The organism is Clostridioides sp. ZZV15-6598 (assembly GCF_020657705.1).
GTDB classification, from domain to species: Bacteria; Bacillota; Clostridia; order Peptostreptococcales; family Peptostreptococcaceae; genus Clostridioides; species Clostridioides difficile_F.
Map to the genome: position 1 here is coordinate 1 of NZ_JAGWCS010000115.1, position 12,844 is coordinate 12,844.

At 26.6% G+C, this 12,844-nt stretch carries 13 protein-coding genes and 1 riboswitch; of the genes, 3 read left to right on the forward strand and 10 right to left on the reverse strand.

Going from position 1 to position 12,844, the window contains the following annotated elements:
• Positions 1–56: 56 nt before the first annotated feature.
• The 5 genes from KGF50_RS16835 to KGF50_RS16855 all read right to left on the reverse strand — a co-directional run bounded on the left by KGF50_RS16835 (position 57) and on the right by KGF50_RS16855 (position 6,110).
• Positions 57–665, reverse strand: coding sequence for a DNA-3-methyladenine glycosylase (locus KGF50_RS16835; RefSeq protein WP_227849141.1), 609 nt, complete (start codon positions 663–665; stop codon positions 57–59).
• A gap of 114 nt (positions 666–779) precedes the next feature.
• Positions 780–3,518, reverse strand: a complete 2,739-nt coding sequence (locus KGF50_RS16840; protein ID WP_227849142.1) for a PAS domain-containing sensor histidine kinase — start codon at positions 3,516–3,518, stop codon at positions 780–782.
• Positions 3,519–3,666: 148 nt separating this feature from the next.
• Entirely contained in the window at positions 3,667–4,458 is a 792-nt protein-coding gene (locus KGF50_RS16845; protein WP_227432859.1) for a MetQ/NlpA family ABC transporter substrate-binding protein, read from the reverse strand.
• Positions 4,459–4,495: 37 nt separating this feature from the next.
• Positions 4,496–5,152, reverse strand: a complete 657-nt coding sequence (locus KGF50_RS16850; protein WP_227432857.1) for a methionine ABC transporter permease — start codon at positions 5,150–5,152, stop codon at positions 4,496–4,498.
• Positions 5,145–6,110, reverse strand: a complete 966-nt coding sequence (locus KGF50_RS16855) for a methionine ABC transporter ATP-binding protein (protein ID WP_227849143.1) — start codon at positions 6,108–6,110, stop codon at positions 5,145–5,147. The genes KGF50_RS16850 and KGF50_RS16855 overlap by 8 nt, the downstream gene beginning before the upstream one ends.
• A 118-nt stretch (positions 6,111–6,228) precedes the next feature.
• A riboswitch (SAM riboswitch) is annotated at positions 6,229–6,335 on the reverse strand.
• 349 nt (positions 6,336–6,684) lie between these two features.
• On the opposite strand from KGF50_RS16855, the gene KGF50_RS16860 reads away from it, so the two are divergent.
• Both KGF50_RS16860 and KGF50_RS16865 read left to right on the forward strand, forming a co-directional pair.
• Positions 6,685–7,311, forward strand: coding sequence for a class I SAM-dependent methyltransferase (locus KGF50_RS16860; protein WP_227849144.1), 627 nt, complete (start codon positions 6,685–6,687; stop codon positions 7,309–7,311).
• Positions 7,312–7,391: 80 nt separating this feature from the next.
• A complete protein-coding gene (locus KGF50_RS16865; protein ID WP_413926828.1) occupies positions 7,392–7,586 on the forward strand; it encodes a TetR/AcrR family transcriptional regulator in 195 nt (64 codons plus the stop codon).
• A gap of 304 nt (positions 7,587–7,890) precedes the next feature.
• On the opposite strand, the gene KGF50_RS16870 is transcribed toward KGF50_RS16865, so the two are convergent.
• On the reverse strand, positions 7,891–8,490 hold the full coding sequence (locus KGF50_RS16870; RefSeq protein WP_227849145.1) for a hypothetical protein: 600 nt from the start codon (positions 8,488–8,490) through the stop codon (positions 7,891–7,893).
• 244 nt (positions 8,491–8,734) lie between these two features.
• On the opposite strand from KGF50_RS16870, the gene KGF50_RS16875 reads away from it, so the two are divergent.
• Positions 8,735–9,331 (forward strand): DUF3793 family protein, encoded by a 597-nt coding sequence (locus KGF50_RS16875; protein WP_227849146.1) that lies wholly within the window; start codon positions 8,735–8,737, stop codon positions 9,329–9,331.
• 114 nt (positions 9,332–9,445) lie between these two features.
• On the opposite strand, the gene KGF50_RS16880 is transcribed toward KGF50_RS16875, so the two are convergent.
• The 4 genes from KGF50_RS16880 to KGF50_RS16895 form a co-directional block, all read right to left on the reverse strand.
• Positions 9,446–10,408: an NrtA/SsuA/CpmA family ABC transporter substrate-binding protein gene (locus KGF50_RS16880; protein WP_255655049.1), complete on the reverse strand. Its 963-nt coding sequence runs from the start codon at positions 10,406–10,408 to the stop codon at positions 9,446–9,448.
• A 33-nt stretch (positions 10,409–10,441) separates the two neighbouring features.
• A complete protein-coding gene (locus KGF50_RS16885) occupies positions 10,442–11,173 on the reverse strand; it encodes an ABC transporter ATP-binding protein (protein WP_227849148.1) in 732 nt (243 codons plus the stop codon).
• The gene (locus KGF50_RS16890; RefSeq protein ID WP_227482321.1) at positions 11,166–11,936 is read right to left on the reverse strand and encodes an ABC transporter permease; all 771 of its coding nucleotides are present in this window, start codon (positions 11,934–11,936) and stop codon (positions 11,166–11,168) included. The genes KGF50_RS16885 and KGF50_RS16890 overlap by 8 nt, the downstream gene beginning before the upstream one ends.
• 88 nt (positions 11,937–12,024) lie before the next feature.
• Positions 12,025–12,735, reverse strand: coding sequence for an AIM24 family protein (locus tag KGF50_RS16895; RefSeq protein ID WP_227827347.1), 711 nt, complete (start codon positions 12,733–12,735; stop codon positions 12,025–12,027).
• Between the last annotated feature and the right edge of the window lie 109 nt (positions 12,736–12,844).

A 12,844-nucleotide genomic window follows, 5' to 3' on the forward strand; every position in this document is an offset into this window, starting at 1 on the left:
GATATATATTTATAAAAAATAATTTTTATAAATATATATCTTATTAATATCAGTACTTATTCTATATAAAAACGCCATAAAAAATCTTTTGCTTCTTCTGCATAGTCGATATTTATGCGTTTACTAGTTTTTATATCCAATTCACCTTCACTAAATACCTTTTTTCCTTCATTATCATAATAAAAGTCACTTATATATAATTCTTCACCCATTATACTCTTACTATTTAAGCTTCTATCTATTTTTAAAGCCTTACAAAGTTTTCCTGGCCCATTAGTAATATTTTTTATTTGATACTTACTCAAATTATCATACAATTTATTATATCTATTTATAGATATCTCATCTAAAGAGGTTATTGGTTCGACACCTCTTATCAACACACACTCTGGTACATCTTCTATATTTGCTGATAGATTTAGACAATTGTACATACCATAAATTAAATAAACATATATATGTCCACCATCTAAATACAAAGGCTTAGTTCTCTCAGTTCTTTTATCACCATATACATGTGCACCTTTGTCATTTACACCCATGTACGCCTCTGTCTCTACTATCTTGGTAACAATTGTTTTGTTTTCATATTTTCTTATTAAATATTTACCTAATATAGATTTAGCTAAATCAATTCCATTTTTCCTAAAAAAATCCTTTTCCAAAATTTCACCTCATAAAGTTTATTTATAGTCAGTTAAATACAGCTAAAATCATAAGTAAAATTAGTCTGCTTTTAATTGTATATTAATATATAAAATAATGGATTTCAATATTTACTACTTATATATATCAAAAAATTCTATCTCAAATTTTTCAATATTATCATTGTAACTTGATTTATCATAGACTTCTTCAACTACTTCTTTAATTGGGAATATGATCTTTACCTCTGTTCCTTCTCCTAATTTACTATCTATATAAATTTCTCCATTTTGAATTTCAATTAACGATTTTGCAAGACACAATCCTATTCCACTGCCGAATTCGTTTGATATACCACTATTTTCAATTTGTTTAAATCGATTAAATATATCATTTAATTTTTCCTTTTCTATACCTATTCCAGTATCTTTTATAAGTATTTCTACATTTTCACCTTCTTTATATATTCCTACAAGTATTTCTCCACCTTCTAAAGTAAACTTTATAGCATTTGATAATATATTCAATATTATCCTTTCTATAGATTCTGGGTCAAGCCCTACTCTCATAGTTTCCTCATTTGTATCAAAAACTAAGTCGATTCCCTTAGATTTTGCATAACTGCTAATGGATGTAACTATTCTTTCTGTTATGTCGATAATATCAAAGTTAACCGCTTTAATTTTATATATTTCTGATTTAACTTGAGAAATATTTATTATATTATCTATTAATCTTAATAATCTAAACATGTTTTGTTTAGTTATTTTTATGTGTTCTCTTAATATATCTTGACAGTCAATTATCTTTTCTTTTTTGTAAAGATTCTCGATAAGCTGAACTGAACTATAGATATTATTTAAAGGGGTCTTGAGTTCATGAGATATATTAGCATAGAACTCCATCTTCATCTGGTCATACTGTCTTTGTTTTATTAATGCTTTTTTAAGTCTCTCAGACTCTCTTTGTACACTTAAATCTTTAATGATTCTTACTCTACTTCTCTTCTGTCCAAAGTATAAGGTTCTTGATATCATTTTTACTTCTTTAATATGATTATTTTCATTCACTATATGAATACTTTTTTCTCTTTCACCTATATTTAAATTGTTTATGTATTTTTTTACTAAGATATTTCTATATTTTTGTGTTGTTACTCCTAGTACATCACTTGATATTCCAAATAATTCTCTAAAGGCTCTATTTGTATAAAGTACTCTTGATGTACTTAAATCTTCAAGAAAAATAGCCTCTGGTATAGCATCTAATAATTTTTCATATATTATTTTTTGTTCATTTACTGTTCTAAGTATATTTATTTCTTTAGTTATATCTCTAAATGTAAGTAACTTAAATAATTTATTATCTGACCAATAATCTCCAACTCTAACTTCTTCAACATGCTCTTCACCATCTGAATCAGACATTACAAAGTTAACTATGCAATTTGCTGTATCATTATAACTTACTATTTCAGCTTTCTTTTCTTTTGTTAGATTTAATCTTTTAAAATCTCTATTATCAAAGAAATCTATGTTAAAAGTTTCAAAATATTTTTCTAATGTCATATTAACTAGTTCTTTTGGTGTACATTTAAAACTCTTTTCATATTTTTTATTTATGCTTATTACTTTATTCTTCTTTATACCACCTTCTGCACTTCTTACAAGTATAGGAGATGGTATGTTTAATATTATATTTTCATAATCTTTATTTATAGCCCTTATCTCTTTATCCATTTTTATTTCATTTGTAATATTATTTAAGCTTATTAAATAATTACTTTCTTCTTCATTATTACTTAAACTTAACAAATATATGTTATTATTTAGCTCTACTTGTTTATCAATTATACTTATATCCTTATCAAACTTCTTTAGCTTTTCAGCTACATGCTCATCTTCTTTTATAAAATTTAATATGTGATAAAAGTTTTTCATGTCCTTTGAAAATTCATCTTTAAATGCATTATTTGTATAACTTATATTAAAATCATAATCTGTTATTATCCATACATTTGGTATAGTATCAAGTGCTTGTCTTAATAACTCTTTTCTTTCATCTATATAATTTTTTAATGTTTTCTGTATAGTCATATCCTTTTCTATTGCTAGATTTATCTTACTTAATTGTTCTGACTTTTTACTTAATTTCTTATTTATTGAATTTAATTCATAATATGGATATACTACTCTATTACTTAGACTGTATACATACACATAGTAAGTATGATTACATAACAATAAATATACTACTCCTATTAATCTATCTGTATCTACTATACTAATTTGACAAGTTGTTATAAAACCTATAATAGTTGCAAATAAAGCAAAGTATGATAAATTTTTTATTAAGCTATAATGTTCAGTTTCACTATTAATTTTGTTTAATACAAACAATAAATTAAACAAAGACATGACAATATTAATTACCATAATAATCATATTTAAATAAAAGTTATTAAAAATACTTCGTAGAAAATAATCTACTATTATAAAAGTACTGTTGAAAATCAACAAATGACGTATTCTCAGCTTTTTTATTTTAGAAATTGTTAAGTATATAAATGTAGACATATTAATTATACTTAAATTGAGTATCATAACTTGGAATTTTTGAATCTCTAATTCTGCTATGCCTAAAATCCCCACAAAAACTAATACAAGGCATCCTAATTTTAGTATGTTTATAAATTCATCTTTTTCAAAACTAGTTATATAAACTATAGAATATCCAAATATCCAAAGTAAAATTATCCTATACATATTTATGGAAACTGTATACAAATTTATATTCAAAAGTGCAATAATTAAAAATAACCCATTAGCCAATATATAGACCTTATTCTTCCTTAAAGTTCCTTTAGATTCCATATTCCCCACCACTTCTTCATTTTTATATAGTTTTATCTATAAATATGTTACCACAATTCTCCCAAAAAATTTGTCACTTTCTAGTTATAAAAAAAAATGAGTAAAGTTTTTAAAATTTTACTCATTTTATAGATTTTGTATATTTAATTTAAAAAGCTGGAACGATACTTCCTTTATATTCATCTTGTATAAACTTTTTAACTTCTTTACTATTCATAGCTTCTGATAAAGCTTTAATCTTATCGCTGTCTTTATTATCTTCTCTACAAGCAATTATATTTACATATGGAGAATCACTTGATTCTATTACTATTGCATCTTTAGTAGGATTTAAATTAGCTGTTAAAGCATAATTAGAATTTATTACTGCTCCATCAACATCTTTTAATACTGTTGGCAATTGTTCTGCATTCATTTCTTTTATTTGTATATTTTTTGGATTTTTAGTTATATCTTTTTTAGTTATAAGTTCGCCATCTTTTACTTCTATTAATTTATGTTTTGCTAATAATTTAAGTGCTCTAGCTCCATTAGTTGCATCATTTGGTACAGCTATAACTGCTCCATCTTTTACTTCATCTAATGATTTAACTTTTTCTGAATAGAATCCCATTGGCTCTATATGCACTTTAGATGTATAAGTAAGTTTATATTCCTTTTCCTTAACAGTCTCCTCTAAAAATGGGATATGTTGAAAGAAGTTAGCATCTAAAGAACCTTCATCTAAAGCTGTATTTGGAAGCACATAATCATCAAATATCTTTACTTCTAAATCATATCCTTTTTCTTTTAATAAAGGCTTTGCAACTTCTAATATTTTTGCATGTGGATTTGATGATGCCCCTACTAATATTTTTTTATCCTCTTTGTTTGAACATCCTACTGCTGATATTGCTATTGCTGACACTAATGCTACTGATAATAATTTTTTTAATTTCATTTTTTACTCCCCCTTTAAAAATGTTTTATTAATTAAGTTATTTTAGTTTCTTATAAGCTAGATTTCCTAAACCTTGTATTATTTGAACTAGTATTACAAGTGCTATTACTGTATAAACCATTACTGCTGTATCAAATCTTTGGTATCCATAAATAAGTGCTATATTACCTAGTCCTCCAGCTCCTACTGCACCTGCCATAGCTGTATAACCAAGTATAGAAATTACTGATAATGTAATCCCAGATACTATTGAAGGCATTGCTTCTTTTATCATAACTTTAAATACTATTTGTTTTTTTGTAGCCCCAAAAGATTTGGCAGCCTCTATCAATCCCTTATCAACTTCATTTAATGAACTTTCTATAATTCTAGCGATGAATGGTGCTGCACCAATAGTTATTGGCACTATTGCAGCAGTCTCTCCTATACTTGTTCCAACAATTAATCTTGTTATTGGAATCATTGCAACTATAAGTATCATAAATGGGAAACTTCTAAATATATTTACTATAAATCCTAGTGCACTATTAATCGTGCTATTTGGTTTTAATCCATCTGGTTTTGTAACTACTAATATAATTGCTAGTATAAATCCTAATATGGTTGCTACTACAGTTGGTACTATGACCATATATAAAGTTTGTAATAATGCATTTGGAAATAGTGTTGTTAAAAAATCAATTAGACTATTCATTTATCATTTCCTCCCATCTTATGTCCTTATCTGTAAGATATTGTTTTACTTTCTCTCCACTTTTATCTGAAACATTTATAATAAGTGAACCTAAAATATCTTCTTTAAATTGTTCTAATTTCCCAAATATTATAGATACATCTATGTTTAACTCTCTTGCCATTGTTGTGATGATAGCATCATTAGAAATGTCTTTAGGGAATAGTATTTTTATATTTGTTCCTTTTGGTAAAATTATACTTTCTTCACCTATTAATTTTCTAAGTCCTTTAGTATTTCTCAAGAAAATTTCTTCTGTATCTCCTACTTCTAATACTTCTCCATTTTCCATTATTGCCACTCTTCCACAAATTTGTTTTATAACTTCCATTTGGTGAGTTACCACTATTATTGTTATTCCTAGGTTTTTATTTATATCTTCAAGTAATGAAAGAATTGATTTTGTAGTATTTGGGTCTAATGCTGAAGTAGCTTCATCACAAAGAAGTACTTGTGGATTTAGTGCTAAAGCCCTAGCAATTGCAACTCTTTGTTTTTGACCACCACTTAAGTTTCTTGGTTTATCATTTTTCTTTTCAGATATCCCAACCACTTCTAATAACTCTAAAACTCTTTTTTTAATTTCTGCCTTTGTATATCCAAAACACTCTAAAGGTAATGCTACATTATCAAACACTGTTTTTCTTTCAAGTAGTGAAAAGTGTTGAAAAATCATTCCTAACTCTTTTCTTAAATCTCTCATTTGCTTTTCATTTAATGACTTTACTTCCTTATCAGATACAAGCACACTACCTTCTTGATACTCTTCTAGCCCATTTATACATCTAAGTAGTGTTGATTTTCCAGCACCACTATGACCTATTATTCCAAAAATTTCTCCAGATTCTATCTCAATACTTACATCTTTAAGTACTTGAATCTTTCCATAATACTTATTAACATTTTTTATGCTAACCATAAAATTTCCTCCCCACATATTCTGCTCAATTTGTATGTTTATTTTTATTTATGTATTTTAAATTTGTATCTAACAAAATAAAAGCCTGAGTATAAACTCAGGCTTAGAAAGCTATTTATACTCATCTATCAACTATATTAGTTGCAGGATTTAGCACCAATGTATATAAAATATACTGGTTGCCGGGTTTCAAAGGGCCAGTCCCTCCACCACTCTTGATAAGACGTTATTTAATTTAATTTAATTCGATTATCATTTCTTGCTATGTTATATATGATATATTTATTAATAATATTTGTCAATAAATTTATTTAAAATTTTTATTTTTTATTATTACTAATAAAAAACAAATAGCTTTATTCTATTGATTTTCTAGACCATAACTCTTTACATTTTCAATGGTTATATAACATCATATAACTATTAAGCTATCTATTTGATTTCGCCTATAAAATAAAGCCAGAAAGCTAATATGTTTTTTATAAAACTTTATTTTAACATAAATAGAATGACTTAAAGATAATTCTATGATAAAATTCTACCAGTTAAAAATAAAAATTATGGAGAATAATAAATGAAAAAATTTACAGAATATATTGGTTCTCAGTTTGGAAATCCTAGAGGTATTATTGGCAAATGTTGCTGTTTGATAATGAATACAATAAACCAGAAAATGTATAAAAGTTTAATATCATGTATTCGTCTTAATGAACAATCTAGACTACTCGATATTGGATATGGAAATGGATATTTGATTCAACAAATTTATAAAAAATATTCCACAGACATATGTGGCATAGATATTTCAAAAGATATGAAAGAACTTGCCACAAAACAAAATCTCAAAGGTATTGAAGATGGCAAAATTCAACTTTCAATAGGAAATTGTTGTAATTTGGAATACAAAGATAATTCTTTTGATATAGTGACCTCTATAAATACAATTTATTTTTGGGATGATACAACAAAGGGATTGTCAGAAATATTTCGAGTTTTAAAACCAGAAGGCATTTTTTATAATGTAGTTTACTCAAAAGAATGGTTACAAAAACTATCATACACTAAAGAATTTCAACTTTTTGATAAGGAAAATTTAATTTTATTAGGTGAAAAAGTAGGATTTTCAGAAATAACAATTGAAGACATTGTAAATGGTAAAAGCTACTTGGTACAATATAGAAAAAATGATTTTACAGAATAATCTATTTTTTATATTTAATTAAATAATCACAACATAGGCATATATCATAATACTGATATATGCCCTTTTAAATTAGATAAATAAAAAAAGTATATGCCAAAACTCAGATTAACCAAATAGCCAAAGCAGTAGAAGTTTCTGTAGGTACAATTTATCTTAACTTTGCAGGTAAAAAGGAAATTATGGACTTTATTCTCAAATGTACAATAGAACCTGATTTCTTATATAACTGCATTTATTGCACAAGGTACTGTTCGTCAGTTGGAGCATATTGAACTATCTACTACACTAATAATCGGAATTTTTATCTTGGTGGGCTATGGACATTCACTATACTTCTTTTCAAACACAAGATATTTCAGCTGATTTAGCAAAACAGATTTGTATGGATAACATTATAACTGCATACAAAAAATAAAATTGGCAATCATCCTACTGCAACAATTAATGTTGAAACTAATAATGGAAATATTAAGGTAACAAGGTTATATAGAAAAACACGAAGCCCAAGAAAGAGAATATCTTTAGGGCTTCGATATGTTTTTAAATTTTTTAGTATTAAATTAGTTATTTATTCTATTATTTTTTATTATTTCCTGTTATTCCTAGTCTATCATTCATGTCTTTTATCATTTTTCTAAAACCACTACCTATATCATTTCCAACATCTTCTGTTCCATGAACTAATTTCATAAAGTCATTTTGACCTTTTTTCATATCTTCATCAGATACTTTATCTAATTTTGCTAATCTAGCATCTATATCCTTTACTAATCTTTCACCTTCAGTTATTAATTCATCATTCATTTTCTTTAATTCAGCATCTTCTGTTTTACCATCTTTTTTAAGAGAAGTTACAAATGATTGTATTTTATCTCTACTATCTTTGTATGCAGCTTTTACTTCACTTAAATATTTTTCGTTCCCTGGATATTCTTTATCCTTAAACTGATTATTTATACTTTCTGGAGTATCATAAATAGAATATCTATTTAAACCTGCTATATAATCATTATAGCTTGTTGAATAATAATTCATATAACCTTCATTGTTGTTTACTGATTCATTTGGATTTTTCCCTGCATTTTCATTTGGTTGTTCAGTTTTTTTAGTACATGCTGTCATACCTATAGCTAATACTAACGCTAGTCCTACAAATAAAGTTCTTTTTAATTTCATTTTTATTACCCTCCTAGATGTTTTGTATTACAAAAAATTTTAATAAATTTCTTTCTCAACTTAGTATTTCTATATTTTTATTTTTTATTTACTAAAATTAAACAATTTATAATTTATTTTTTGGGAAATTATAATAGATAAGTAATTTAATAAAAAAATATAATTTTATTATTGATATTGATTATCATTCATAGTATAATTTAATTAATTGATATTAATTTTCATTTGAAGGAGGTTATCTTTTATGCATTGTTGCAATTCACAATTTTGTTGTAAAAATAAAATTGAATCATCATATATAAAATGGCTTTTGGAAGTTTTAGGTCCAGTTTTTTTAGGCTCTAAACCTGCTGAAATAATAAATATTTCATTTACTGACGTAAATAGAGAGGAAAAAATTAGTGATATTTACAAATATTTATATAAGTGTAAAAAGATAGATTTTATAGTTATTGATAAAGAAAAAAAAGGATTAAAAATATTATTTGTAAATAAAACTGCATTGTCAGAAAGATTAAAATGTAAAAAAACAGTAAATTTTCTAAAGTTTTTAGGATACAAACAAAATACTAACGTAAATGTTTATTTAGAGCATCTAGTTGAAAAGCTTAAGACTGACGCTTTTCCTGATGAAATAGGTATTTTTTTAGGATATCCCCTTAAAGATGTAATTGGATTTATGGGATATAGTAACTGCGAAGTTTCTATGATTAAATATTGGAAAGTTTATGGTGATCCAAAACAATCAGAAGACACATATTCTAAGTTTTTGCTTCATCGTAAAAAAATGAGAAAATTACTTGACTACATAAGCGTAGATAAAATAGTAAGCTGTTTCTAATTAGATTTTATTATATAAAATAATCAAAAACAAAAATACATCCTTTTATCATGTTATTTTCACAATAAATAAGGATGTATTTTCTATTTTTAATATGCTAATTTTCTTAATATACTAATTTTGATTATATAGCATATCTTTAATATTTATTTTCTTTTCTTGCATTCCATTAGACATCAAGAATTCTTGTGTATCTTCTAACTCTTTTATATCCTTATCTGTTATCTTAGAACTAAAATCATACCAAGAATACATTTCCTTTGTTTCATCTAAAGTCAAACCAACTTCTTTTGATACATCTTCCATTACCTTATCTTTATTTTCATCCATATATTTTAAAGTTTCTTCATGAACTTTCATAAATCTTTTTACTAATTCAGGATATTTTTGAGCAAAATCGTCACTTACTGCAGTAACTATTATTCCACTAACTAGACCTTCTCCATTTACTATCATTTTGCTACCTGCATTTATTGTTTTTAGAGCTACTGGACCTGCAAGCATCGCAACATCAGCACTTTTACTTTCTAGTGCAGAAGCAGCACTAGGAATATCCATGTTTACATATTCAACATCATCTATAGTATAGCCTTCCTTAGCAAGTGCAGCAATTAATAATTGATGAAGTATAGTGCCTTTTGGACCTACAATTTTCTTACCTTTTAAATCTTTTATAGATTTGATATTTTCATTGTTAGTTATAAGCATATATCCTTTTGGTGATCTACTATATATATTTGTAATTTTAAGCCCAACTCCATTAGAAGCAGCTATTATAGCAGATGTTCCACCTAATGCATGTAAAAAGTCTAATTCTCCAGCAGCTAGTGCCTGAGTTTGTTCTGGACCTGTTGTTAGTTCATGAAAATTAACTTTTATATTATCCTTTTTAAATTCCTTACCAAATGAATCATCTTTCTTTTCCAGTATGCTTGGAACATTAAGTGGAGACTTCACATAAGTTAAATTTATTTCCTTAGGTAAACTAGTCTCTTTTTTTGTAGGAACATCTTTATTACCCTCTTCTTTTGTTGAACATCCAACAGTACCAACCAATACCATCACTAAAGATGTCATTATTGCTAAAATTTTTTTGTTTCTTTTAATCACTTAAAACTCCCCCAATTCCCTTAATATTTCTTTTTTTAAGCTTATATAATAGCTTTTAGTTAAATCTCTATTATATTCATCTTCGACACTAAATTGTTTAATCCCTTTATTTTTACTAAAAACAATTATTTTCTTTGCTATTTCCATGGCTTCTTCAATATTATGAGTTACAAATACTACCCCTTTTTTAGTATTTTTATGGATATTTACTACTTCTTTTTGCATTTTTCTTCTTGTAAAATAATCTAATGCCGCAAATGGTTCATCCATCAATAGAATATCTGGGTTAAAAGAAAGAGCTCTTGCAATACTTACCCTATGAGCCATTCCTCCTGACAACTCATTTGGATATGAGTTTTTAAACTTTTCAAGTTTCATCATCTTTAAATATTTATCTAAATCAACTTTATTTCTATTATTTTTTTCAGTATGTAAAAGTATATTTTCACTTACATTTAGCCATGGCATTAGTCTACTTTCTTGAAAAACAACCCCTACTTTTGGGATATACTTTTTATCATTATTAAAAAAATATACATTTCCACTAGTGGCATTTTCAAGCCCTGCTAAAATTCTAAGTAAAGTTGTCTTGCCGCAACCGCTTTCCCCTAATATAACCGTTATTTCTTCGCTAGATATACTCAATGATACATCATCAAGCACTAAATGTTCTTTATTATCAACTAAATACTTTTTATGTATGTTCTCTAATAAAAATCCATTTCTAACCATTTAAATCAACCTGCTTCCCTTTGCTAAATTTTGCTATTGCCATTGAAAATAGATAATCTGAAAGTATACCTAAAAAACCAATAACAAAAATTCCAACCAGTACAATATCAGTTCTTGACATATCCTTTCCATCAGAAATTAAATATCCTAGACCTGAAGAAGCCGCAATAAGTTCTGCACCAATTATAGCTCTAAAACTATATCCAAGACCTAAACTAAGTCCAACAACAATATCTAACATAGAATTAGGAATTATTATTTTGCAAAAAATTCTTTTCTTAGATAAATTAAAAGACTTGCCTACTTCGATTAATTTACTGTCACAATTTTTTATTCCTTTTAATGTATTTAAAAATATTGGAAAAAAAGATGCTAAAACTATAATTATAATTTTAGACTCTTCACCTATACCAAACCATAAAATCAGCATAGGTATTAAGGCTAGTGGAGGTGTACTTCTCATAAATTCAAATAGTGGCTTGAAATACTCATACATTTTTTTATTTACACCAAACACGATTCCAAGTGGTATTGCTATCAATGAACTTATTAAAAAACCTATAAATATCCTCTTAACACTAGCATAAACATTTAAAAAAATAGAACCATCATTTATCATTTTTATAAAGGTTTCCAAAACTCTTTCAGGTGGAGGCAAAATATAGCTACTCCATATCCCTAAAACACATACAATTTTCCATAAAATTAAGATTAGTAAGAAAATGTAATATCCTTTAAACTTTCTATGAATTCTCTCCAGCATCTATAACTCCTTTTTAATATACCTACCCCTGCTACCCTTTTTATTCTTTAAATATATTTTAAATCAAAATTAAAATGCACTATAAAAATTAATCTATACCAATCCTTACTCCACCTGACCTCATTCTGTCAGAAGGTGTTGCATCTGTATTCAAACTAGACAATCTCTCAGATGGTTGTATAATAACTATTTGACCAGGTTCAACAAACTCCATATGATAAGATTCCCCTGAAGTCTGACCAACAAAAGTTTTCCATGATAGTTTTGCTACTTTAGGATATGGTTCCCTTCCAGTCCATGCTACTAACGCATCTGGGTCAACACAGCAAGGCCCTTCAAGTATTAGAGGGTTTCCATCTGTTATTATAGCAATATCTTGATTTTGGCTTGTTTTATTTATTAAATGTGTAGTAAAAAGTCCTTTTTGAGATATTACTCCTGAACCAATTAATTTTACACTATAATCTAGTTGTTCTGAAAATGCTAATAAATTTTCACTCTCAACACAAATCGAGTCCCCTGGGTCAATTGATATTACATCTACATGATAAGCATTTTGTGCTAGGTAAATTTCACCTTCACCCTCAACAACCATTATTGGCATTTGTTCTCCTGTCAATGACCTTTGAACATGTCCTAGTAATGCTCTACCTAAACCACCACCATTATTTGGACCTAATATTAATTTTTCAAAATTAAAATTTCCTTTAAATGCTACCATAGCACCTTTTTTAGCAAAAAATTTACCACTTCCTCTTGCTATACACATAAGTTCATTTGTTACATCAAATTTAAACATAATAAACATTTATATTGCTGACGTATAAACTCTATAAATTTATATAAATACTTTATATTTTTTATATTTTTATTTCCTTTTTCATCCTGCCCTATTTTGAAAAATATCT